Annotated in this window: 25 protein-coding genes, 1 tRNA gene and 1 riboswitch; of the genes, 6 read left to right on the top strand and 20 right to left on the bottom strand. The window is 63.7% G+C overall.

What is annotated here, in order from left to right; all coding sequences use genetic code 11:
• The 4 genes from AC5ZH6_RS15705 to AC5ZH6_RS15690 all read right to left on the bottom strand — a co-directional run bounded on the left by AC5ZH6_RS15705 (nucleotide 1) and on the right by AC5ZH6_RS15690 (nucleotide 5,275).
• Nucleotides 1-1,335, bottom strand: coding sequence for an RCC1 domain-containing protein (locus tag AC5ZH6_RS15705; RefSeq protein ID WP_265076597.1), 1,335 nt, complete (start codon nucleotides 1,333-1,335; stop codon nucleotides 1-3).
• 164 nt (nucleotides 1,336-1,499) lie between these two features.
• Nucleotides 1,500-2,615 (bottom strand): serine/threonine-protein kinase, encoded by a 1,116-nt coding sequence (locus AC5ZH6_RS15700; protein WP_265076596.1) that lies wholly within the window; start codon nucleotides 2,613-2,615, stop codon nucleotides 1,500-1,502.
• A gap of 193 nt (nucleotides 2,616-2,808) precedes the next feature.
• Nucleotides 2,809-3,726, bottom strand: coding sequence for a YfaP family protein (locus AC5ZH6_RS15695; RefSeq protein ID WP_211544533.1), 918 nt, complete (start codon nucleotides 3,724-3,726; stop codon nucleotides 2,809-2,811).
• A gap of 676 nt (nucleotides 3,727-4,402) precedes the next feature.
• On the bottom strand, nucleotides 4,403-5,275 hold the full coding sequence (locus AC5ZH6_RS15690) for a bifunctional 5,10-methylenetetrahydrofolate dehydrogenase/5,10-methenyltetrahydrofolate cyclohydrolase (protein ID WP_370530136.1): 873 nt from the start codon (nucleotides 5,273-5,275) through the stop codon (nucleotides 4,403-4,405).
• A 10-nt stretch (nucleotides 5,276-5,285) separates the two neighbouring features.
• Nucleotides 5,286-5,368, bottom strand: a riboswitch (ZMP/ZTP riboswitch).
• A gap of 234 nt (nucleotides 5,369-5,602) precedes the next feature.
• Between AC5ZH6_RS15690 and AC5ZH6_RS15685 the strand changes: the two genes are divergently transcribed.
• The 4 genes from AC5ZH6_RS15685 (at nucleotide 5,603) to AC5ZH6_RS15670 (ending at nucleotide 8,993) form a co-directional block, all read left to right on the top strand.
• Entirely contained in the window at nucleotides 5,603-6,781 is a 1,179-nt protein-coding gene (locus AC5ZH6_RS15685; protein ID WP_496167465.1) for a tyrosine-type recombinase/integrase, read from the top strand.
• A 1,093-nt stretch (nucleotides 6,782-7,874) separates the two neighbouring features.
• The gene (locus AC5ZH6_RS15680; protein ID WP_496167463.1) at nucleotides 7,875-8,141 is read left to right on the top strand and encodes a hypothetical protein; all 267 of its coding nucleotides are present in this window, start codon (nucleotides 7,875-7,877) and stop codon (nucleotides 8,139-8,141) included.
• 234 nt (nucleotides 8,142-8,375) lie between these two features.
• Nucleotides 8,376-8,558 carry a hypothetical protein gene (locus AC5ZH6_RS15675; protein WP_496167462.1) on the top strand — a complete coding sequence of 61 codons (183 nt, stop codon included), beginning with the start codon at nucleotides 8,376-8,378 and terminating at the stop codon, nucleotides 8,556-8,558.
• Between the two features lie 12 nt (nucleotides 8,559-8,570).
• Nucleotides 8,571-8,993, top strand: coding sequence for a hypothetical protein (locus AC5ZH6_RS15670; RefSeq protein WP_496167460.1), 423 nt, complete (start codon nucleotides 8,571-8,573; stop codon nucleotides 8,991-8,993).
• 273 nt (nucleotides 8,994-9,266) lie between these two features.
• Here the strand turns inward: AC5ZH6_RS15670 and AC5ZH6_RS15665 are convergent, their stop codons facing one another.
• The 6 genes from AC5ZH6_RS15665 to AC5ZH6_RS15640 form a co-directional block, all read right to left on the bottom strand.
• The gene (locus tag AC5ZH6_RS15665) at nucleotides 9,267-9,566 is read right to left on the bottom strand and encodes a hypothetical protein (protein ID WP_496167458.1); all 300 of its coding nucleotides are present in this window, start codon (nucleotides 9,564-9,566) and stop codon (nucleotides 9,267-9,269) included.
• Nucleotides 9,567-10,132: 566 nt separating this feature from the next.
• On the bottom strand, nucleotides 10,133-10,504 hold the full coding sequence (locus AC5ZH6_RS15660) for a hypothetical protein (RefSeq protein WP_496167456.1): 372 nt from the start codon (nucleotides 10,502-10,504) through the stop codon (nucleotides 10,133-10,135).
• 2 nt (nucleotides 10,505-10,506) lie between these two features.
• Nucleotides 10,507-11,370: a phage major capsid protein gene (locus AC5ZH6_RS15655; RefSeq protein ID WP_496167454.1), complete on the bottom strand. Its 864-nt coding sequence runs from the start codon at nucleotides 11,368-11,370 to the stop codon at nucleotides 10,507-10,509.
• A 124-nt stretch (nucleotides 11,371-11,494) separates the two neighbouring features.
• Nucleotides 11,495-11,968, bottom strand: a complete 474-nt coding sequence (locus tag AC5ZH6_RS15650) for a hypothetical protein (RefSeq protein WP_496167452.1) — start codon at nucleotides 11,966-11,968, stop codon at nucleotides 11,495-11,497.
• Entirely contained in the window at nucleotides 11,961-12,251 is a 291-nt protein-coding gene (locus AC5ZH6_RS15645; RefSeq protein WP_496167451.1) for a hypothetical protein, read from the bottom strand. The genes AC5ZH6_RS15650 and AC5ZH6_RS15645 overlap by 8 nt, the downstream gene beginning before the upstream one ends.
• Nucleotides 12,248-12,421 carry a hypothetical protein gene (locus AC5ZH6_RS15640; protein ID WP_496167449.1) on the bottom strand — a complete coding sequence of 58 codons (174 nt, stop codon included), beginning with the start codon at nucleotides 12,419-12,421 and terminating at the stop codon, nucleotides 12,248-12,250. Before AC5ZH6_RS15640 ends, AC5ZH6_RS15645 begins: the two co-directional genes overlap by 4 nt.
• Between AC5ZH6_RS15640 and AC5ZH6_RS15635 the strand changes: the two genes are divergently transcribed.
• Nucleotides 12,420-12,788, top strand: a complete 369-nt coding sequence (locus AC5ZH6_RS15635) for a hypothetical protein (RefSeq protein ID WP_496167448.1) — start codon at nucleotides 12,420-12,422, stop codon at nucleotides 12,786-12,788. The genes AC5ZH6_RS15640 and AC5ZH6_RS15635 overlap by 2 nt on opposite strands.
• A 933-nt stretch (nucleotides 12,789-13,721) precedes the next feature.
• On the opposite strand, the gene AC5ZH6_RS15630 is transcribed toward AC5ZH6_RS15635, so the two are convergent.
• The 3 genes from AC5ZH6_RS15630 to AC5ZH6_RS15620 all read right to left on the bottom strand — a co-directional run bounded on the left by AC5ZH6_RS15630 (nucleotide 13,722) and on the right by AC5ZH6_RS15620 (nucleotide 14,636).
• Complete coding sequence (locus AC5ZH6_RS15630; RefSeq protein ID WP_496167447.1) at nucleotides 13,722-14,009, bottom strand: hypothetical protein; 288 nt, start codon at nucleotides 14,007-14,009, stop codon at nucleotides 13,722-13,724.
• Between the two features lie 182 nt (nucleotides 14,010-14,191).
• Nucleotides 14,192-14,377, bottom strand: coding sequence for a helix-turn-helix domain-containing protein (locus tag AC5ZH6_RS15625; protein ID WP_496167445.1), 186 nt, complete (start codon nucleotides 14,375-14,377; stop codon nucleotides 14,192-14,194).
• A gap of 76 nt (nucleotides 14,378-14,453) precedes the next feature.
• On the bottom strand, nucleotides 14,454-14,636 hold the full coding sequence (locus AC5ZH6_RS15620) for an HNH endonuclease (RefSeq protein ID WP_496169230.1): 183 nt from the start codon (nucleotides 14,634-14,636) through the stop codon (nucleotides 14,454-14,456).
• On the opposite strand from AC5ZH6_RS15620, the gene AC5ZH6_RS15615 reads away from it, so the two are divergent.
• On the top strand, nucleotides 14,553-15,035 hold the full coding sequence (locus AC5ZH6_RS15615; protein ID WP_496169292.1) for a hypothetical protein: 483 nt from the start codon (nucleotides 14,553-14,555) through the stop codon (nucleotides 15,033-15,035). The two genes, AC5ZH6_RS15620 and AC5ZH6_RS15615, sit on opposite strands and share 84 nt — an antisense overlap.
• Here the strand turns inward: AC5ZH6_RS15615 and AC5ZH6_RS15610 are convergent.
• From AC5ZH6_RS15610 to AC5ZH6_RS15580, 7 genes are all read right to left on the bottom strand, one after another.
• Nucleotides 15,011-15,217, bottom strand: a complete 207-nt coding sequence (locus AC5ZH6_RS15610) for a helix-turn-helix domain-containing protein (protein WP_496167444.1) — start codon at nucleotides 15,215-15,217, stop codon at nucleotides 15,011-15,013. The genes AC5ZH6_RS15615 and AC5ZH6_RS15610 overlap by 25 nt on opposite strands.
• 271 nt (nucleotides 15,218-15,488) lie before the next feature.
• A tRNA-Val gene (locus AC5ZH6_RS15605) sits at nucleotides 15,489-15,560 on the bottom strand.
• Between the two features lie 91 nt (nucleotides 15,561-15,651).
• Nucleotides 15,652-16,404, bottom strand: coding sequence for a CPBP family intramembrane glutamic endopeptidase (locus AC5ZH6_RS15600; protein WP_496167442.1), 753 nt, complete (start codon nucleotides 16,402-16,404; stop codon nucleotides 15,652-15,654).
• Between the two features lie 4 nt (nucleotides 16,405-16,408).
• Complete coding sequence (locus tag AC5ZH6_RS15595; protein ID WP_026920038.1) at nucleotides 16,409-17,479, bottom strand: NAD(P)H-binding protein; 1,071 nt, start codon at nucleotides 17,477-17,479, stop codon at nucleotides 16,409-16,411.
• A gap of 96 nt (nucleotides 17,480-17,575) precedes the next feature.
• The gene (locus tag AC5ZH6_RS15590) at nucleotides 17,576-18,559 is read right to left on the bottom strand and encodes a helix-turn-helix transcriptional regulator (RefSeq protein ID WP_496167441.1); all 984 of its coding nucleotides are present in this window, start codon (nucleotides 18,557-18,559) and stop codon (nucleotides 17,576-17,578) included.
• A 62-nt stretch (nucleotides 18,560-18,621) separates the two neighbouring features.
• Nucleotides 18,622-20,238 (bottom strand): serine/threonine-protein kinase, encoded by a 1,617-nt coding sequence (locus AC5ZH6_RS15585; RefSeq protein WP_496167439.1) that lies wholly within the window; start codon nucleotides 20,236-20,238, stop codon nucleotides 18,622-18,624.
• Nucleotides 20,235-21,176 (bottom strand): CE1 family esterase, encoded by a 942-nt coding sequence (locus AC5ZH6_RS15580; protein WP_496169228.1) that lies wholly within the window; start codon nucleotides 21,174-21,176, stop codon nucleotides 20,235-20,237. The genes AC5ZH6_RS15585 and AC5ZH6_RS15580 overlap by 4 nt, the downstream gene beginning before the upstream one ends.
• Nucleotides 21,177-21,285 lie beyond the last annotated feature (109 nt).

The following is a 21,285-nucleotide window of genomic DNA, read 5'->3' as shown; positions in this document are numbered from 1 at the left end:
TCAAAACGCGACCTCGACGGGCGCACTGACCGGATCGGTGGAGCCGATTCCCAGATCGCCGCGACTGTTGTCGCCCCAGCAATAGACCTTGTCGCTCACCTGGGCGCACGACGCGACGGAGTCGGTGGTGACGGCGGTGACCGTGCCGTTCAGTCCGGAGATCTTCATCGGGGTGCTGAAGTACCCGCGGGGATCGTATCCGGCCCCGTTCGAGCTGTTGTTTCCCCAGCAATAGGCGGCTCCGCCGGCGACCGCACACGTCGTCTGGGTTCCCAGCGAGACGGACGTGACGTCGGTGAGGCCCGGGACCTGTGTCGGGGTCCGCGACGTCAGGCGGTCGCCACCGCCGGTCTGGCCGAAGGTGTCGTTACCCCAGCAGTACAGGTTTCCGTCGCCGACGGCGCAGGTCGTCCCGACCGACGTCGCGACGTCGGTGATGTCGGACAGTCCGCCTATCCGGGTCGGGGTGTGGCGATCATTGGTGGTGCCGTCGCCGAGTTGGCCACGACTGTTCGATCCCCAGCAGTACACGGCCCCGCCGTCGGTCAGTGCACACGTCTGGCCGGAGTCCGTGGTCAGCGAAATGGCCCCGTCGACACCCTGGACCCGGGTCGGGGTGGTGCGGTTGTCGGTGGTGCCGTCGCCGAGCTGGCCGTAGGTGTTGGCGCCCCAGCAGTACGCACCGCCGTCGGCGACCGCGCAGGTGGTGGAGTCCGAGGAGACGTTGTCGCCCGACAGTGTCACGTCCGACCCGACCGAGACCGACGTCACGTGATGTAGTGCGGCCACCTTGGTGGGGGTCAGGCGATTGTCGGTGGTGCCGTCGCCGAGTTGACCGGCGGCATTGTTCCCCCAGCAATACAGGGTTCCGTCGGCGATCGCGCACGCCGAGGTCCACCCGACCGAGATGCTCGTCACCTTGGACAAGGTGCCGACCTGTACCGGAGTGGTGGAGTCGACCGCGGTGCCATTGCCGAGAGCGCCGTCGGAGTTGGAGCCCCAACAGTAGGCCTGGCCGTTGCGGATTGCGCACGAGGTGTTGTGGGCGTTGGACAGAGGCGTGGCAGTGACCTGGGTTAGCGTCGGTCCACGGCCGACGACGAACCACGTGGCCGCCACGGCGACGACCGCGATCACGGCTGCGGCGGCGAGCGCCAGCGCGGAGGCGAGCACGCGGCGACGGACGCGCGTGCCGCGACCCGAAGCAGACGGGTCCGCCGGAAGGTCCATCGGTGGCAGCGTGTCCGGCGAACCGGGAGTCGCCGATCCGGTCGGCGGCGGTGCGAGCCGGTCGTCGGGGGAATGCGGTGGCGGTGGGTCTGCTGCCACTCCCATGCCGGATGGAATGGTTTGGCCGACAGAGGGATTCGGCATGGGAATGCCCGGGGAGAGGTCGCCCTGGGATGGCCCGGTGGCGGGTAACGCCGGCGGCGTCGATGAGCCGCCGGGCGTAGAACCGGTATCGAGGGGCACGACCGTCGGCGGTGCAGGCGCCGGGGTCACCGGGCCGGAGGTGGGGTCGACGTCAGCCGCAGCGACGTCAGGCGCAGCGACGTCGGGTGCAGCGACGTCGGGTGTGGGCGGAACGGACGGGGGGTGAACGGTTGCGTGGCGTGCAGCACGTTCGGGGACGGGGAGTTGTTGGACGGGCGCTTGTGTCGGCTGCTCCGGCGCGGACACGGGGGTGCAGCCGGTGCCGCTGTGACCACCGGTGCAGACGGTGCCGGTGCAGGGGAGTGGGCGCGCTCGCGGAACGACGTCGGCGGTGTTTCGGGTGCGGAGGGCTGGTGCTGCGCGGCGGCCCGCGACGCGAGGGTGGCGACCGTTCCGACGAAGGCCCGGCAGTCCGGGTAGCGCCGGGCGGGGTCCTTGTCGAGCGCGTGGCCGAACGCCACGTCGAGTGCGGTGAGGTCGGGACGCGTCGCGCTGATCGGCGGTGCTTGGCGGTGCAGGTGGCCGCTCACGACCTCGGTTGGCGACGAAGCGGCGAAAGGTGTTGTGCCGGTGAGTATCTGGTACAGCAGGCAGGCCAGCGAGTATTGGTCTGACGCGGGACCGGCGGGCTGACCCGCGATGACCTCGGGCGCGGTGTACTCCGGTGACCCCGACAGGGGGTTCAGGATCGGGCGGCCGGCAAGTGCCAGCGTGCCGACGTCGAGGACGACGACCGACCCACCTGTCGTACCCGGCCCGGCGGCACCGGGGAGCAGGATCTCGCCCGGCCCGAGGTCGCCGTGCACGATCCCGCGGCGATGGGCGTGATCGAGGACATCGGCGACCTGCCCGGCGATACCCAGGGCCTCGGCGTCGGCGCGCCGGTCGGTGGTCAGCAGGTGGCCGTCGACGAAGCGGCTGGTGAACCAGGTGCGGCCGGACTCCTCGCCGTACTGCAGGAGTCCACCGAGGCCGGGATGGACCAGTCCCTGCACCGCCTGCGCCTGCGCGGCGAAGCGGGACCGGAAGCCGGGGGCATTCGGGTCGACGGCCAACAGCCGCATCAACACGCGTCCGGTGGGGCCGGGACGGTCTGCGATGAAAACCTGCCCGAGTGCATCGGTACGGATGGGACCGATCAGGTGATACCCGGCGACCATCCCCGAATTGCCCGCGTTCACACACTTCCCCCTCGGCCAGCCACTGATACGCCACCAGCGATTCCGGGATGACGATACCCAACACCTCGTCGCGACCGGTGCCGTAGTCGTTCAGGCGGGAGAGGAACGGCGTCGACGATTGTCGATGACGGGCGCCGACGGCCCATCTCAGCGGACGGTTTGGTGATCTCGGGCAGGTGGTCCCGCGTGAACTTCAGCCCACCTGGAAGGTGGTCACCTCACGGATCTCGGAGGTGTCGGCGGTACGCAACCCGGGACCGGTGAAAGTCCCGGTGAAGGTGCGTGGTTGTTGACCGCCCACACTCACCGTCACGACGTAATCGGTTGCCGGCGTTCCACACGACGAATACAGATTCACGTACACGGTGTAGGTGCCGGAGGGTGCCTGCGGGTAGGTGATGTTCTCGTTGTTTTTGCCGTCGATGTCGCAGTCGGCGTTGGAGTCGAGATCCAGCGTGCCGCCCGACGAGGACGTCTTGTTGTTGAAATAGATCTTGTCGCCCGACGGCTCGACCAGGATCAGATCGAGGTCGCTGTCGACGGTCCACGACGTACTGACCTGTACCGCGCCGGTTCCGACCTTGAGCGCCTTGACCTCCTGACGCACCATCGGACCCTGCACGCCCGATGCGTCGACACCTGCGAAGTAGAAGGCGAAATCCTCCGACGGAAGTTGTTGCGCCAACGTCATCACCACCGAGGCGGTTGCCGTCGCCGATCCCAGCTTCAGTTCGGTGTATCCGGGCGCGGGTTTGCCGGTCGCCTTGCCATTGTGCTTGGCCTCCAACGCTATTCGCATGGAGGTAATGGGCGTCGACGAAGTGGTGTTCTGGAGGACGCTACCGCCGTTGATCGCTGTGACGTTGTCGGGCAACCGCAGCGTCGGTCCTGCCGACCGTCCTGCGCCGAGCGTCCCCGACACCGTCGACGACGACCCGCCCGAGTCGTTGATCGCGGTCACGCCGGTGACGAAGCCGTCGATCGCGGGGCCTGCCGCGACGGGTGTGCCGCTGACCGAACAGGCGGTCGTGAGGCCGATGATGACGGTCAGGACGGCGATCGCGACCCGGCCGGCGCGTGACCGACGGGTACGAACATTTGCAGAAGGCATGAAAACGATTAAAGCGACCTGAGAGACGATCCGCGCGACAACGGTCGAACCGGGGTGTTGGGGCGGGTAATCTTGTTCACCGTGCTGTGTGCTGACGATCGGCTACCGGTTGATCCGCGGAGGGTGGCAGTTGCAGGGGTGTCAGGGTCCGGGAAAACCACACTAGCCCAACAGATTGCGCATCTCATCGGCGCGGAACACATCGAGATCGACGCTTTGTATCACGGGCCGGAATGGGAGCCGAGACCGTCATTCATCGAAGATGTCAGAGCACTTGTCGCAACGGACACCTGGACCATCGAGTGGCAGTACAACGACGCCCGAGCGCTGATTGCTGAGCGCGCTGACCTGCTGGTATGGCTGGACCTGCCATTCTGGTGCACCACGTTCCCACGTGTGGTCCGCAGGACTTTGTGTCGACGTCTACGGCGTGAGGTTCTGTGGAACGGAAACGTTGAGCCACCATTGCGCACTCTGTTCACTCACCGCGAGAACGTCATTCGTTGGTCGGTATCGACGAGACATAAGTACCGGGCACTCCTGCTCTCGCCAGGAGCTTTCGACACCGGCACCACACCTATCGTCCGACTGCGATCCCAATCCGAGGTCGACCGCTGGCTGGCGGGTCCGCTGACCTCGGCCGCGCGTGGTCGAGCCGGATTCTCAAGGTGGTGGACTAGCCTGTCGCAGGGCCGGCCTGCTGCACCCTGGTTTCGGCGGCGTCATCAGTCTGTGAGAGCAGCATCGCGATGGTCATCGGGCCGACCCCACCGGGGACCGGAGTGATCGCTGCCGCTACCCGCGCGGCGGACGCGAAGTCGACATCACCAACCCCGCCGGGGTGATAGCCCGCGTCGACCACGACCGCTCCGTCCTTGAGATGTGTGCCGTTGATGAACCGGGGCCGGCCCACAGCAGCGATCACGATGTCGGCCCGGGACAGGTGAGCGGCCAGGTTGCGGGTGCGGGAGTGACACAACGTCACCGTGGCATCGCGCCCGGACAACAACGCAGCCAACGGTTTTCCGAGGATGGCGCTGCGCCCGACGACGACCACGTCGGCACCGGCGACCACCACCCCGTGATGCTCGAGCAGGCGCACCACCCCACCTGGAGTGCACGACTGAAAACCAGGTTGGCCCAACGCCATCGCCGCAAACGATGTCGAGCTCACCCCGTCGACGTCCTTGGTCGCGGTAATCGCATCGAACACCGCGCGCTCATCGACATACTCGCCCATGGGATGCTGCACCAGGATGCCGTCGACACCAGTGTTGTTCGACAGTTCCTCGACGCGCTCGACGATTTCTGCGGTGCCAATCGAGGCCGGCAATCCCACGTGCACTGCGCCCAGCCCGAATTGCTGACATCGTCGCTGCTTCATCGACACATACGTCACTGACGCGGGATCGTCGCCGACCAGCACAGTAGCCAGCGTGGGCGGCAGTCCGGACACGTCCGTCACGCGAGCCGCCCGTGACGCGGTATCGGCATTGATGGTTGCTGCCAGATCGACACCTGACAACAGCTGTGCCTTCGACATGAACACTCCTGAGCCTCGTCAATGCCCAGGCGCACGACACACACTCCGGAGGCCGCTCCCCGGTGGTACTCCACCCCAGCGCCAGTCACGACCTGCCCTGATCCTACGGGTGCGCGCAAAGGGATTCGAAAATTAGAATCTGACTCGATCTTCAACACCGCGTGACCTGCGGAATTGACGCTCTGAGCTGCTAGGATGGTGAAAGCGGGTGCCGACCGTGGGTGTCGCGGATTGACACGAATTGTCGCCGTTTAGCCCACGGATAGCCCGCGAACCGACGCGCAAAGGGGACTCTTCCCCTGACGCACAGCACACCGGGGAGAGGGTCCACACATGGCACGCACGGCGGGCACCTTCGGCACTACCGAGCAGCTGAAATCGGGGCAGTGGCGAGCCCGGTATCGGCACGCCGGGAAGCGATGGACCGCGCCCGAACCGTTCGCCAGCGAGGACCTGGCACGCGGGTATCTGGCATCGGTCCGATACGCCATCGACACCGACACTTGGGTACCTCCGCACAAGTCCGAGCCCGCTCGACCCGACCGACCGCGTGCTGTGCCAACGTTCAAAGGCTTCGCCGAGGAGTGGGTGACCAAGCGACTCAATGGGGAAGTGGGCAGCCGACCGATGCGCCAGACAACGGCAGCCGATTACCGTCTACTCCTCAGGCGAGCGCTCTACCCAACCTTCGGTCGTCGGTCCCTGGACACCATTACCCCAGAGGACGTGACCGCGTGGTATCGCCGTCGGCTCGAGTTGAAGCGGCCCGCAGATACCGCGTCGGCGTACAGCCTCATGAAAACGATCATGAAGTACGCAATTCGGTGCGAACACATTTCGGTCACCCCGTGCCAGTTAGACGGGGCGGGTACGAAGACGCCGAAACACACACCCGTGATCCTCACGCCCGACGAGGTGACACAGCTCGCGAACGAGGTCGGTGACCGATTCCGATTCGCCGTGATCCTCGGCGCATGGTGCGCACTACGGTTCGGAGAGATAGCAGCACTCAAACGCCGAGACATCGACGTCAAGAACCTGACGATTTCGGTCGAGCGTGGCGCCATCCGCGTGACCGGCGAACGCGTCAAAGCATCGGCAACAAAAACACGGGCGGGCGTGCGCACGGTCGCGATTCCCCCACACATCGCCGACGAGGTGCGACAACACCTTGCCCGGATTCCCGACGGACCCGATGCCCTGCTGTTCGCCTCGGCCACCGATCCCGGCGTGCCGATCGCAGCCTCGACGTTCTATCGCAAATGGAACCCCGCCCGAAAGGCGGTCGGGCAACCAACAGTCAAGTTCCATGACCTGCGTCATACCGGAGCCACCATGGCGGGACGCGCGGGTGCATCCATCGCAGAACTGCAAGCTCGGCTTGGTCACACCACGCCGAACGCTGCAATGCGCTACCAGCACGCAACACAGGCTCGCGACAGGGCACTCGCTGACGCAATCAGCGCCATGGTCGCATCGCCACCGAAGCTGAGCGTGGTGGAGTCGGCGTAGTTCAAGTGGCGGATTGAATAGTATCAACCACACTGCCCTGCACACTGCATACCTTCTGCCACTTGTTGCCGTCTGCATCAATGAACCGCAGAGTAACGAACGGCTGCCTGGTCCTGCCGAGGACATCCTCCGTCAGGAACGAGTCCAGCCGCTCAACTATCGGAGACTCTTTACGAAGGAACCCCTCAGGGCAAGGCACAGACACGCTCTTTCCGGGCATAAGTAGCCGAGACCGATGGGTCGTAACAAAAACTCCAAAACTCGGATTCATCAGATTGTAGGTAGGATCCCACTCAACACGAAGATCTGTCACTTGAAGGCTACGATCACGCCGTCGCTGTAGTTAGTGACTTGTAGATGTCTTAGGTCGGCCGACGGACCTGCGAGAACAAGCCTCGCTTGTCGTCTCCTATCTCGCTCTTCGTCTGCCGACCGACGACGGTCATCGTACCGACGCGCTCGGTATGTGTGCGCTACCGAAAACAGGGTCAGAGAAAGGGCGCCTACCGTCAATATCGTACCCACCCAAGTCGGTATATTTCCCCAGCTGAGGCGCCTATCCCAGTTAGGCCAACGAAACCAGCACCAAATCAGGATTGCTGTGACAAACGCAACGACGACAGAAATGCTCGCGGCAAGCGCAAGACGCCTAACCCATACTCCAGAATGGCCGATCCGCAAAGTAGTGTTCACAAGGTCTAAACCTACAGGACCGGGCACCCAATTATGCAATTAGAACGGACAGTTTAGCGTGGAGGCGACACATTCTTGACCGCCCAGAACCGCACAGAACCAAAATCTAAATACCCCCTTGGGTGTATCTGCAGGTCAGGCCGTGATCGGGGTCGGCCCATGGGAGAAGTTCAGAGGTCAGCCACCGCGAGAACACGAGCTACGCGGTGAGATGCGTTGGGGGGCAGGGGGGTTGGCGAGCATCGACACGACGCGGGATCGACTCCGAGACGGTCTCAGACGGCCTGAAAACGCCCTGACCTGCTACGATGCCCTAACACGTTGCGGCCCTGTCGATTTGGTGAAATGGTGTGCGCGGTCGGACTTCCCGGCCACATCCCCTCACCTGATCGGAGTCACCATGTCGACCCTCGCCCGCATCACTGACGTCTTGTCTGCATCGCCCGTCGACCCCGTCGCCCTTGTCCGGGTCGCGGATGAGTCCATCGACGGTCTGTACCGCATCCTCGACACCGCACCTTGGAAGGTTCGCAGCGACTTGATGCGGGCCGTCTGGGCAGTAGAAGACAGCCTCGACTTCCCCGCTGACCCCGAACACGCGGCTGCCCTTGCGAATCGACTCGCGCGTGTGCTGTTGCTGGCCACCGAGGCAGTCCGGGAGGCCTGACATGCTTGCGACACTTGGCGACTTGGTTCAAAGCCTCGATGATCTGCTGACCCTGGTCGAGCTGTCCGCGCACGTCCACCGTCACCGGGCCGCGTTCGGGGCGATCCTCGGTGTCTAGTCTATCGAGTAGACAGATAGCCAGATACGTTGTCCTGGAACAACTCTCAAGGTTGCGGGTCGCGGCACATCGTGGCACGATGGCCCGCACCAACCGTCGCAGACAAAGGAGCAACCATGATCGACTCGACCGACTCAGCTGGCCACCACGTCGAACTCTCGACGTTCACCTGCCCATTCGACGATGTGCGATTCCTCTGCGTCTACTACGGACCGGGCCCAGAGGATGTGCGCGAGGTACCCATCCCCGACGTTCTCGCGGCCCTGTTCGCCGATGACGACATCCCGCCTAAACTCTAGGAGAAACCTGAAATGCTGACCTTCGCAATCGTTTTCATCATCGCCCTATTCGTCATCGCGTGCATCAACCCGACACCGGAACAACGTCAGCCGAACGGGGTGGCATGGCGCGCATCCACCACACCGGACGCGAGCATCGCCCAGCGTCATCGAGAAGCCGACCTACAGTTGGCGAAACATGTTGGCAAACAACGGATGCGGGACACCAGTCGCGTGCTGCGAGATGCCGAGGCCGCCTACGATGCGGCTTACGAAGAGGCGCACGTGATGCACGCGTTGTGGCTCGCACACGGGGCACCGGACGAGGGTCCAGTATTGAAGTCCTTTGGCCGCGCGACGCAGGCGATGCGCGACGCCGAACGTGAGCTAAGGTTCGCTCGCGAGGACGTCGGCCACTACTCTGCGATTGTCTGCGACTTGAACGCGCGCGGATAGCTCACCACGTCGGCCGTCGACCCTGCCAATGATGCCGACGTTCATCCCCCGATAGACCCTGATCGTCAGCCCAGCGGTTGTACGCCTCACGGTGCCGCCGCCGCGCCAGCATCAAACCGACCCACCAGTCCCGATTGTCCTCCGGCGGCTCTACTCCACCGTGTTGCGCCCAGATTTCCGGTGCCCAGTCCACCACTCGCACCGGCCCGCGCAGTTCACCAGGCACCGGCCCATCATCGACCTCTGTTCGCGGCCTAACCTTCACCGAGGCCATCAGATCACCTCGGGTCGCCAGGAGTAGCTGCCCCGCACCTGCGAGCGCCTTTGCGTCGTCCCGGTCCGCTCGGCCACCTTCTCAGTGTCCCCGGCAACCTCCGGCAGCCGTAACGTCCCAATTAGCTTGGTGACGCTCTGGCTTAACATCCGTTGCTCGGTCACAAGCGGTGCGGTCACAGTCTCCCCGAACCGGTTCTGAACGGTCAGCGGTGCGCCTTGTAGCTGCGAATTAATCGCATCGAGTCGCGTCAGTCCTCGGCAAACCTCACGCGCGATCAGCATTTCACTGGGGGTCAATTCGTAAGTGTCTGTAGTAACCGCCCACCATTCACGGGCTGACTTCGACCAAGTCTTGGTCTCGGAACGGGTAACAATCATTGCTTGTCTCCTAGTTCGTTTCTGAATACAACAACGGGGCACCAATAAGGAAAGGAAATCGGGGCTGTCTGACGGCCCAAAAAACCCTATATGGTGCCCCGCTGCCGGAGTCGGCGAAGGCTGAATCTCGCCAATTCATCACCCGTGTCGGGTGAAGTCTTAACCCTCGAATCGAATTAGATCGACCCGAGTTCTAGCCGCTGTCCCGGTCAATCCTGATTGCCGAATCAAGGGTTTGCCCTGAATACGGTAATACAGATTGTCGGGCAGTCGCACGAGATCGGAGTATGTCACATCTGACCCATTCGCGACCCAAGCACTTGCATGCACAACACGCCCATTTCGGACGCGATCGGGATTGTCCACAGCATCTGAATCACGGTACGAAACGACAGCGGTAAGTATATGTGAGAGTTCGTAGTCATCGGTCGACTGCCCATGCTTTACCCGGTCGGTCGACACGCGGCGATGAATCTCGATAATTGTCATCGGGTAATTGTCCCCGCGTGAAGGTATCCGAATCGCTTTATCGGCTTGCGGAACACGCGCAAATCGTCGGCGGTGAAATGTATCCGGCCCGCAGTATCGGCGGATTGACCCGACGCCAATTGCCACGACTGCTCTTCGATCTGCTCGCGATTAATGCCACGCGGGTTATCGAAGAGGCGAATCACGGCATCGGACACGACGCGGACGATGTTTGTGCGATCGAGATCGGTCACGTTGCCACCGAGGCGAGGCACTAGCGTCAAGAGTAGTGCCTCGGCCTCGGGTACGCGAATATCCAACCAGTCCTCGGGGATCTCGCCGCCGAGATAGCGCGACTGAACATCCTCGGGGACGACGTACGCGGCCACCGTCAGACCGAGCCGAGATCAGTCGAAATCACTGCAGCATGCTCTGGCTGAATAACTTTCGCCGAAGCTCGGAGAGTGATCCGACAGGCATATGAATCTTTGTCGAAGTAGACCGAGGAATCGGTTTCGACCTGCGCGTCACGGTGAACACCGAAGACCGCGAATGTCGGTGCGAGGACGTAGATAGCACCGGGCGCGACGTGTTTGCTCGTGATGATCGGCAGCCCCGCAACAGTATTCGACAGCGCATCAGCAGCACTCGCGCCGAGGAGTGGTTCGTTGCTCCCGGTACCGCGCTTCGACTTCGCGAGCTCGGCGGCTACGTGGGGCGAGGTAACGACCGAGGCCGGTTCCCCGCCTGATTCCCGGACGAGTGCGATACCGTCGAGAATTGCGTCCACGTCTTGCAGGTCGGTCGTCCCGGCATCGTGGAAGTCGGCGTGGCTCTGCTGAATCCCGGCCCAACCGTCGGCCGGTGCCGCGCCACCAAACGAAACCTTATCAATCCGATTCGCAAGCGACCGCGACAAGCTGCGCCCGATCGTTTCGAGCAGACCATTTTCTCCCTGCGCGGCATCTTCCAGTAGCTCTCGAGTGATCGGTGTGACTGAGCCGACTTTATACCACGGAAGTACGAATTCAACAATTGCAGGCGATGCGACATCGAGCGAATCGCCCTCGGCTACAAACAACACATGGTCATCGTCATCGACAACCTTCGGCACGCGGAGAGCGGACCCGGCGACACCGGAAATCACCGTCGAAATCTGCGTGAACTTCGATTCTTGCAGAAGAGGCTCGATCAGGATCGAGCTGACCTCAGCTTCGGAGATAGCACCAGGTGCGGTATTGCGGTTAACTGTCATGAGATTTATCTTTCATTGACTAATAGGTGATCGCGTCGCCGAAAACTCGGCGGAAGCGGATTTAGTCAACCAAACGGCTGCGAAGTTTGTGGTGGGCAATACTGCCCTTGATTCATTTTATCATTTATGTGTTGCGAATGCGCTGCGGATCGAGCACGTTCGACCACGATTTCTTCCGCTCGGGTGTGCGTGGCTTAGTGAATTGTCCGGCACGTGCAAACAGTCCCGGGCTATCGTTTCTCAACTCCGCTTTTGCGAGACCTGGACGCGCAGTGATTAGCGCATCGACGGCATCTGCGACTTTGCCGGGATCGATGAATCCATCATCGCCAGTGAGGTCGGCCGGGTCGACCCCGCCATATTCGAATATGTCGCCCGGGTTCGACAGCGCGTCGGCGGCAAGTCGACCGACCTCGGCGCGCAATAGTGCGTTTACGCGTTCGTTTGCGGCGTCCCGATCGGCCTCGGCGGCTTGTGCTCGCTGCCTCAGTTTGCGAGTAGGAATGTCGTCGCTGGCGCTCTCAGGAGCGTCCGGGGTGTCCGGAGTAGGGGTGTCGTCGTTTGTCGCGTCTGTGGGCGCTTGTGGGGTGTCAGGCATCGTTGCTCCATGTTCTTCCATCGGTCGTATAAAAGCTCATCCGCCGGATCGGGCCGGACCATCGAATCCGACACCGCGTCGACTCGGGCGCGTCATGGCCATGGTGGCGCAGTAGTGAGATTTCGAGGGCGGTCGCTGCCCGGTCCCGGATGTGGTGACGGGCATCGTTGTCGGCGGTTGACAGGTAATGGTGTTCATATTCGCCATAATGCTTATGCTGGACAACTGATCGACGGTCACCCGGCATAAAGTCGCCGAGCCCTGTGAAGTCGAACGTGGTCATTTCTTCTCCAGTTCCGTGACTCGCGATTCGAGCTGCTGCACGTAAATCGCGAGGGCATTGTGGGCTTTAGTGATTTCCTCGAGAGCGAGGGCGTAGTGGTCGAATAGCTGAACCGTGCGGGCGTGCTGTTTGGCATTCGCCACGTCGGGGTCAAACTCCTCACTACTCATGGAACTCACCCACGAGTCGGCTCGATACGATTCCACGGAAGGCGAGGCCGAGCACGGAGCGCAGGGTACGATTCTCGATTTCGAGGTCACGTATGCGATCATCTCGTCGGCGTATTTCTGTCGCCAGCGCATCCGCGATTGCGCGACTTGGATCGACAGGTTGCGCTTTCGGCGCAAGGTCGGCGGGCGAGGGTTTGTGGGTCATTTGGTTTCCTTTGGTAATTCGATGGGGTATCGCCGTACGGTTCGTGACTGTGTCGCCACCGTCCGCGCGGACCTTTTCGCATTCCTGCTGGTCAGGGCGATTTCGGCTATCGTTCAAATCGTTACGCAGGCCTTGCGTAGGCTCCACGCAAGCCTCGCGTGAGCGTTTTGAGGTTCTGGGGGAATAAATCTGGATCATTGGTTGTTCTTCGCCGATTCGGTTCAGGGGGCAAAATTTGCCACCGTTTGGGGCAAATTTTGCCACCCGATTTAGCTCTGACCTGCATGTTTGCATTTTTCCTCTCAATATCTCCATACGGATGTGCACATTGAGAGGTCTTGACCTGGCACAACATGGCATTGACCAGGGGCGATGATAGTAGGATCGGTTTGCCGTCCTGCGTTTCGCTGTGGTTCCCGGCGGGGGATGATCCCCCCCCCGGACCCCCTCGACCATTCTTCTCCTCTGGTCGCAAGCTCCCGTCGGAGAAGAATGCCCATGTGTTTAAAAGATCATTTTCTTGTAAAACAGTCAGCGAGCTTGCGAGCGGGGGAGCGAAGCGACCAATCTTTTGGTCTTTCTCTTTCAGTCCCAGCGGGTCGGGCTGCGCTAGACATGGTAAAAAGAAATGTTGGCGTGAACTTTGGTTGATCAGTGATGCTCGCAAACGCTTCGGGATTTGTATTTCCCTGCCCCATATGTGATTCCGTGCGGAACGACCAAGCAGCGATCGGACGATACCGGGTCGATCCATCCCTCACTGATCGCCCGCTTGACCGCGCGCCGGACCTCATGTGCAGCAACGGGTTGCGATCCTTTGGCGATCACCTTCCCCAGCTCGCCGGTCGGTACTGGGCAGTGTCCGCGTCGATCGCAGTTCGCCCAACAGTAGAGAGCCAACTTCTGCCACGACGGCAGTGACGCACCTTTGCTAAGTCTCTTGAGCAACAGCCTGTCGACCATGTCGAACGGTAGACGCGCGGGATGCTCGAGGTCGGTATCAGCCTCGGGTTTCGCAATCGATTCTGTTATACTGAGTTGCATAGTGAGTTTCCCTCAACCCTCTCGGATTCGCCGGTCCGAGAGGGTTTCTGTTTACTTGTTGTTCAGTTCTTCGATCTCCGCATCGGTGGCATACCGCATCCACCGCAACGCCGAGGGGTCGTGTGGATCACGCGCATATCCCCACGCCAGCCCCGCATTTCGTAGCGCGCGATTGAACATGTCCATTTCGTAAGGCATGTTATAGCGCACGCACTTATGGTGTGCCAGGCCGAAATTGGTCAGGCGCGCAACCTCTTTGCCGCAATTCGGGCACGTGTCTTTGCCCATTGCTGCACGCGCTTCACTGAGAACCTGCTTGTCGGTCTTCTGCGTTTCCATGTGTCACTCCTTCTCTCTATATTCATTTAGCCATTCACTAGCCTGCCTAACATCGGCCAGGACCATAATCGCCCCGCATCGACGTGCTTTCAATACTCCCGATCCGATCGCTTTGATCAGGTCATCTTCGCGCACCCCGAATGCCCGACAGAATGCCGTCCACGTCCATTCGTCGCGGGTGATCACCGGGCCAGAACCTCGAGAAATGCAGACAGGGAATACCGCCGACGACTGCGAAGAGTCAAATACGGTATTTCATGGCTGACGATGATGTTCTTCACGCCTTGCCATGACATGCCGGTGATTCGGGCGATATCCGAGACGCTGAGATAATCCCGAACATTCTCGGGAGTGAGTTGGTCGGGCATTGTTTCCCCTGGGATAGGTAACAGGTTCTTATTTCCTACTTATGATTATCCAGGGTTATTTCTTTGTTGCAAGGCATTACCGCGACGCTCGATAGTCGGCTATTGCTCGGCGATCAGTCGTTATCAACTTCGTCCTGTTGCATTCGCCACACAAAGGTCGGCAGTTCGTGATCGAATGCTCGCCACCAGCGGCAACGGGAATAATGTGGTCGAGTTGCCAATCGGGCGCATCGCATTCGACGCACCGATTGCCCCACACGGTTGTCAACTCGGCCTTAGTGAATGGATGGATGACCGGCGCGATGCCATAGATGCCGCATCGGTGTCGGTAATCCTTCTGCCAGCCGTGCTCGGGCCGTTCTCGGCGTCGCTCTCGGTCGTAGTCGCTGCGATGCTTGCGATTGAGAGCGTGCCAATCTTGGTTGTACGCGGTGCAATGTTCCCTGTTGTCCTGGTACCAAGTCCGCTTGCGCTCTCGGTCGTGGTCAATGTTCTCTGCACGCCAACGTTGGTCACTCCGCGCCTTGCAGGACTTGCATTGCGCCTGCCGACCGTCGGCCCTGGATGCGTTGCGATGAAAGCTGTCGACGTGCTGCGTGCGCTGGCACTTGGTGCAGAGCTTCAGCGTGTCGGTCACGCGTTCACCGGCGCGAAGTAGCGGGCGAGGCTGTCGGCGTCGATGCGGATTGCTGTCGAGAATCTGCGAGCCGCGACATCACCGCGCTCGACAGCACGGCGGATCGTGCGGGGGTCGACGCAGAGCATGTATGCCGCGTCGTCGTACGACACCCATCGGGGAGTGTCGGGGCCGAAGATGTCGGTGCGGGCAGGTGCGGACATAGAGGGGCCTCCGGTTTCGGAGTTGCTGACCGTGCCGGGTGCGCGGTCGTCATACTTCGCCGGGTTTATGTCCTGTGAGTTCGTGTCCCGCCCGTGGCGTTGAGGATCACTTTACCCGGACCAGGGGCGTCAACTCGGGTCAGTACGTCGCAGGAGGACAGCCCAAGATGGGTGTGTCAATCGACGTCCATTTGGGTCAGGGGGTGACCGGATAGCCCACGTCTGGCCCACAGCAGCCCCTGCGGGGCATATCAGCGCTGGTCAGCACCGGTGCGCGCAAAGGGATTCGAACCCCTGACCGCTGGTGTGTAAGACCAGAGCTCTACCGCTGAGCTATACGCGCGTGGCCACGGCCGAGGTGGCCGTACCAACTCACGAATGTAGCGGCTGAGGTGGCCTTCGCCCAAACCGGTTCGGGTTCGCCGAAACCTGGCTCACACCCCGACGATGGGCGGCAGTGCGAACAGCACGATCACCGACCACACCACATGGGTGCACAGCGGTGCGAGCACGCCACCGGTCGCGCGTCGCAGCACCGCGCACACCGCGCCGAGGATCACCCCGGCGAAGCCGAGCATCACATTGCCGCTGGCCATCGTGACGACGACGTAGATGGCCGTCGACACCACCAGTGGGTGCCACGGGCGGGCGGCGGTGTACACCGCCCCGCGGAAGAACAGTTCTTCGGCGACGCCGTTGCCGAGGGTGATCGCCGCGATCGCGACGAGGCTGCCGGAATCGGCGTAGGCCAGCACACGACCGATCAGGTCGTTGAGTGGGGGGATCAGGCGGGTGCCGAAAGCGCCGACGACAAAGCAGGCGCCGACCAATAGGCCGACCGACACGCCGAGCAGTACCGCGTTGCGCCGCGGGTGGGTGGGTGCGCCCTCCGGCGAGTGTCGACCGATCGCGGGGAACGCCCCGGCCGGGATCGGGCCGGCGAGTAAACCACCGACGACCCAGACGACGCCGAGCGCGACGGTCAGCGGATAGAACCTGCTGTCACCCGGGGTCGCCGACAACGAGAAGCCGAGAAGGACCGCGCCGACCACCAGCGTCACGCCGACGATCCATCGCCGGCGCGCCTGCCGCGTGGGCAGGTGCCCGTTGCGGTCGGTGCGCAGTTCGTCGATCAGCTCGGCGATCGCGCCGCGGTGTCGGACAGGGCTCTGGGTTGGTGAGTCCACGTCGTCAGACTGGCAGCAATGCCCGGCCGAGTCGACCCGCCGTCCCGAACGCACCGCGGACGGTGCCGCTGATCCGGCGTCGTACGCGAGGCCAATCGCCTCCGGCCCAGGCCGGATCGGTCGAGGCCAGATGGTGCGGGTCGTCGAGCGCACAGACCGACCGGGGCGCCGGTGAGGCCACTGCTGCGGCGACCGCGTCGCGCATCGGCGTCAACCCGCCGGCAGGTGGCGGTACCAGCTCCCGGATGCGGTGTTCGTCGGCGCGCATCGGATGATCGAGGGAGGTGATGAGCTCTTCGGTGAGCGCAGACGGGATGGGGACGAGGAGCCCGGCGACCTTGCCGGCAAGGCGCGTCCCGACGAATGGCACCCACACCCGCACCTTCGGCATGCGGATCGCGTCGAGATAGGCCTCGAGGACCGAGCGGTACCGACAGACGTCGGGTCCGGCGATGTCGTAGTCGCCGGCGGGTAGCTCGGGCTCGCAGGCGGCGGTGAGGTAGTGCAATACGTCGCGAATCGAGATGGGGTCCATGGGGTTTCGCGTCCACGACGGCTCCGGGATGACCGCGAGGCGGTCGCCGACGTAGCGGATGATCTCGAACGACGTCGACCCGGCGCCGAGGATCACCGCTGCGCGCAGCCACACCAGCTCCGGCCCGTCGGGCAGTCGTAGGGCCTCGCCGGCGTCGGCTCGGCTGCGCAGATGATCCGACAGGTCCTCGTCATCGGGGACGAAGCCACCCAGATAGATGATGCGTGTGACATCGGCGTCACGCGCGCCCGACGCGAGGTTCGCGGCAGCGTTGCGGTCGGCGTCGGCGAACCCCGACTGACCGATCCCGTGAACCAGGTAGTAGAGCGCATCCAGTGGCCCGGCGGCGGCAAGGGCCTGCTTGACCGATTCGGGGTCGTCGACATCCATCGACACTGCGGTCACCGCGTCGAACCAGCTGAAGTCGGTCAAGCGGTCCACATTCCGGGAGGACACAACGACCTCATGTCCGGCGGCGAGCAGCGAGCACACCAACCGCGAGCCGACATATCCGCTGGCACCAGTCACGAAAAGCCTCATGAGCACCACGGTAGGTACCGGATCCGCTGCCGCCCAGGGACGCGGCGGGGTCGTGGCGGAGTCGAGACAGCCCTCGCCCGCACGGTCACGAAACGATCACGGCGCTGCGTCGCACGCTCGCCGATAGCGGGCGGCCACCCGTTCGTGGTGCTCGGCGACGCCGGCCAGTTCGTCTCGCAATGCGTCCGGGGAGAGCACCGTGAAGTCGGCGTCGAAGGCTTGCAGCCACCGGGCAATCGAGGTGAGCGACGTGGAGTACAGGGTCAGTTCGCAGGTCTGCTCATCGCCGGACTCCAGGGTGCCCCACGCATCGGAGACCATCGGACCGATCGTCTCCACCGGGGCGTGGATACGCACGCGCGCCGAGGATTTGCGATACACCGCGCCCAGGCTGCGTTCGAGGAACCTCGACGCCGCTCCTTCGGGGAGCTCACGCGGGGTGAACCGGGGGCCGGTCGGGATCTTGGGCACCATACGGTCCACCCGGAACGAGCGCCAATCGTCGCGGCCGAGGTCGAAAGCGATGAGATACCAACGCATTCCGTTGCGCACCAACCGGCGAGGTTCGACCTCGCGCCGCGACTCGGTGCCGTCACCACGCCGGTAGTCGAAGCGGAGCCGTTCGTGGCGATGGCAGGTCGCGGCGATGTCGGTGAGCACATCTGCCGACACCGTCACCTGGCCTCGCGTGCGGGGCACGGCTTCCAATGACAACGAATCCAGCCGGTGGCGCAGACGCGAGGGCATGACCTGGCGCAACTTGGTCAGCGCACCGGCCGAGGCCTCGGCCATGTCGGCCACCGGCCCGGTCGTGACCGCGTCGAGCCCAAGGGCCACGGCCAGCACCTCCTGGTCGTCGAGGAGCAGCGGCGGCATCTCCGCACCCGCGCCGAGCCGATACCCCCCGCCGACGCCGACGGTCGCGTCGACCGGATAGCCGAGCTCACGCAGCTTGTCGACGTCGCGTCGCACGGTGCGCGTGGTGATCTCGAGCCGGTCGGCGAGCTCCTGGCCGGACCACTCACGTCTCGTCTGGAGCAGCGAGAGCAGGTGCAGGAGTCGAGCCGATGTTTCCAGCATGCGCTCATCTTGCCGGACATTGCGGACCGATGGTGTCCTCGATAGGCGGAGGGGCGGCTTTCTCACGCCCCGCATTCGCTCGGCGTGATGAACGTCGTCGGATCGGTGGTGTTGTCGAGCCACTTGCCGTAGGCGGTGCCGCCGATCTGGTTGCGGAGGCGGCAGATGTCGGCGGTGGTCCGTCCGGCCACCTGGTACACCGCGTAGATCGGATTGCCGTTGTCGTCGCGTGCCCGCAACGATGAGCACGTCTGGTCGGTGCGCAGGTAACTCGACCCGGGGAATGCGGTGAGATAGCCCTGCACCTCGCCGGCGTAGTTCGACGGATCGACGGCATTGCCGACCACGACGATCCCGGTGCCGTCACATGCCGGCGTGCTGATGGGTGTGGCCAGGCCGAGGTCGAAGGCAGCCCTGGCCGAACCGGCGGGGGATGGCGTGGTGACCGATGGCGTGGTAGGGGTCGGGGTGGCCTGGCTCGCGGTGTTGGGAGGCGCCGCGGCGGTCGGTGTGGTGGTCAGGCTGGCGTCGGCGACGGTGCGGGCCCCGTCGTCGGAGTCGCGCAGCAGCACCCATGCGCCGACTCCGATGCCGCCCGCGAGCAGCACCGCGATGGCGACGAGGATCGCTAGTACGGGTGACCGGCGTGTCGGTGTCTGCGGATGGTGCTGCGGTGCATACGGATACGGCTCGAAGTGGCGGGCGCCGGAGCCTGCAGCGATCTCTGTCGGAGAGTACGACGCCGGATTCACGACAGCCGGGTTCATCGCAGCCGGCCGCTCGGTGGTGTGACCGGTGGGCGGTGCAAGCGTCGCGGGCGCCGCCGACGTGCCAGGGAATGGCGCACCGGGGGACGCTTCGCCAGGGGAGGCGAGGGCGGTGCGGGCAGCGTCGATCAGTGCACCGGCACTCGGGTACCGGTCGCGTGGGTTCTTGGCCATCCCGCGGACGATGACCGGATCGAGCGCCGTACCGGTCCGTGGTGGTTCGGCGTTGAGGTGAGCGGCGATGAGTCGCTCGAGGTTGGTGGCGGATGCGAAAGGTTGTGTCCCGGCGATGCATTCGTAGAGCACGCAGGCCAGGGCGTAGATGTCGCCGGCCGCGCCGACCTCGTCGGCGCCGAATCGTTCAGGTGCCATGTAGCCGAACGACCCGATGGCGGTGCCCGCGGTGGTCAGGCGTGTGTCGGCCGTGCCCTGGGCCAGCCCGAAATCGGCCAGATAGGTGAAGTCGCGGGCGTCGACGAGAACGTTGTCGGGTTTGACGTCGCGGTGCACCAAACCGTCGAGGTGGGCTGCGTCGAGGGCGTCGGCGACCTGCCCGAGGATGGCCACCGCCCTCTCGGGCGACAGGCTTCCCTGCTCGACCAGGATCGCGCGCAGATCGCGTCCGGTCACCAGCCGCATGTCGATGAACAACAGCCCGTCGATCTCGCCCCAGTCATGGATCGGGACGACGTGTGGGTCGTTGATCCGCGCCGCGACCCGTGACTCCCGTAGGAATCGGTCACGGAACACCTGATCGTCGGCGAACTCGGGATTGAGTAACTTGAGCGCGACCGTTCGTCCCTTGCGGGTGTCGGTGGCGCGATAGACCTGACCCATCCCGCCCCGGCCCAGCAGCTCGGCGATGGCATAGGGTCCGAGCGTGGTCCCGGTCCGGTCGTCGACGGCGCTCATCTCGATCGTCCGCCCACCGTGAGTGGGTGCCGGTTGAAGAACTGCCAGATCAGGGTCGTGGCCGAGATGCTGTCGCTGACGCCGGTCCGACCCCGGTGTACTGACGATCCGGGCCACACGTGGGCGCCCCCGGCGATGCGATAGTGCGAGATCTCGCTGCCGACCGACCGACACAGCGGCCAGAGGAACTGTGTGACAGCAGAATTGACGGGGACCTCCAGGGGTGTCGGTATACACCCGTTGCGCGCGGCCCACGACCGTACGACGTCGAAGATCGGTGCGTAGTGACCGCCGAGCCGGGTGCCGCCACCGTAGTGGATCGTGGCGTCGGCGGTGCCATGGAAGTCGATGATCGACGCGGGCGCCTTGGACGCCGAGCAGCCGCGCAGGCTCTGGTCGTAGAAGGCTCCGTTGACGATGGCGTACGCGGCGAATTGACCCGGCATCCGGCACGCAAGCATCGACACCAACCCACCGCCGTTGGATCGGCCGACCGCATAGGTGCGGGTGCGGTCGACGCAGCTCGTCGCCCGCACCTCCCGCAGGATTGCCGCGGTGAACGCGATGTCGTCGGCTTGCGGCGAGGAGTACGGCGCGCCCTGCCAGGACAATGTGCCGTCGGTGCCGCGCAAGCCGTCGGGGTAGACCACAACGGCCGGTAGGGCGGACAGACCGGTGTAGCGCTCGAACGTCGTCGGCGATTCGGTGTGACCGGGGAACGCGAGGATCAGTGGCATCGGGGTGCGCCCGGTGTATCCCGCGGGCAGATGCACCCGGTACGTCCGTGTCACACCTTCGACAGTGGTCGTGTGGACGGTGTTCGCCGGGGCGGCAGCCCGTGGTGCGCACGCCGCGACCGGGGAGGGGGCGGCATGTGCGGGCGCTCCGGCCCCGGTGAGCAGAGCGGCGGTGGCGGCGAAAACGCTCACCATCAGCATCGTGACGATCGACCCTGACCACCTGCTCGCTACCCGCACCCGTGCAAGGATAGGACATCTCCGGCACGCTTCCCGCCCGGATGCCGGTGTCCGAGAAGCACTCGCGACA

This window comes from Gordonia sp. YC-XJ4, from assembly GCF_059511865.1.
The sequence above is the reverse complement of the archived record's forward strand: the minus strand, read 5'-3'. Positions and strand labels throughout refer to the sequence as shown.

Excerpts from the sequence above, each read along its gene's own strand:
- AC5ZH6_RS15595 (WP_026920038.1), bottom strand. The coding sequence starts at position 17,479 with ATGAGGCTTTTCGTGACTGGTGCCAGCGGATATGTCGGCTCGCGGTTG.
- AC5ZH6_RS15580 (WP_496169228.1), bottom strand. The coding sequence starts at position 21,176 with ATGCTGATGGTGAGCGTTTTCGCCGCCACCGCCGCTCTGCTCACCGGG.
- AC5ZH6_RS15610 (WP_496167444.1), bottom strand. The coding sequence starts at position 15,217 with ATGTCCGCACCTGCCCGCACCGACATCTTCGGCCCCGACACTCCCCGA.
- AC5ZH6_RS15655 (WP_496167454.1), bottom strand. The coding sequence starts at position 11,370 with ATGACAGTTAACCGCAATACCGCACCTGGTGCTATCTCCGAAGCTGAG.
- AC5ZH6_RS15615 (WP_496169292.1), top strand. The coding sequence starts at position 14,553 with ATGCTCGCCACCAGCGGCAACGGGAATAATGTGGTCGAGTTGCCAATC.
- AC5ZH6_RS15705 (WP_265076597.1), bottom strand. The coding sequence starts at position 1,335 with ATGGGAGTGGCAGCAGACCCACCGCCACCGCATTCCCCCGACGACCGG.
- AC5ZH6_RS15670 (WP_496167460.1), top strand. The coding sequence starts at position 8,571 with ATGCTGACCTTCGCAATCGTTTTCATCATCGCCCTATTCGTCATCGCG.
- AC5ZH6_RS15625 (WP_496167445.1), bottom strand. The coding sequence starts at position 14,377 with ATGCCCGACCAACTCACTCCCGAGAATGTTCGGGATTATCTCAGCGTC.
- AC5ZH6_RS15635 (WP_496167448.1), top strand. The coding sequence starts at position 12,420 with ATGGAACTCACCCACGAGTCGGCTCGATACGATTCCACGGAAGGCGAG.
- AC5ZH6_RS15640 (WP_496167449.1), bottom strand. The coding sequence starts at position 12,421 with ATGAGTAGTGAGGAGTTTGACCCCGACGTGGCGAATGCCAAACAGCAC.
- AC5ZH6_RS15585 (WP_496167439.1), bottom strand. The coding sequence starts at position 20,238 with ATGAGCGCCGTCGACGACCGGACCGGGACCACGCTCGGACCCTATGCC.
- AC5ZH6_RS15680 (WP_496167463.1), top strand. The coding sequence starts at position 7,875 with ATGTCGACCCTCGCCCGCATCACTGACGTCTTGTCTGCATCGCCCGTC.
- AC5ZH6_RS15675 (WP_496167462.1), top strand. The coding sequence starts at position 8,376 with ATGATCGACTCGACCGACTCAGCTGGCCACCACGTCGAACTCTCGACG.
- AC5ZH6_RS15650 (WP_496167452.1), bottom strand. The coding sequence starts at position 11,968 with ATGCCTGACACCCCACAAGCGCCCACAGACGCGACAAACGACGACACC.
- AC5ZH6_RS15695 (WP_211544533.1), bottom strand. The coding sequence starts at position 3,726 with ATGCCTTCTGCAAATGTTCGTACCCGTCGGTCACGCGCCGGCCGGGTC.
- AC5ZH6_RS15685 (WP_496167465.1), top strand. The coding sequence starts at position 5,603 with ATGGCACGCACGGCGGGCACCTTCGGCACTACCGAGCAGCTGAAATCG.
- AC5ZH6_RS15590 (WP_496167441.1), bottom strand. The coding sequence starts at position 18,559 with ATGCTGGAAACATCGGCTCGACTCCTGCACCTGCTCTCGCTGCTCCAG.
- AC5ZH6_RS15630 (WP_496167447.1), bottom strand. The coding sequence starts at position 14,009 with ATGGAAACGCAGAAGACCGACAAGCAGGTTCTCAGTGAAGCGCGTGCA.
- AC5ZH6_RS15645 (WP_496167451.1), bottom strand. The coding sequence starts at position 12,251 with ATGACCACGTTCGACTTCACAGGGCTCGGCGACTTTATGCCGGGTGAC.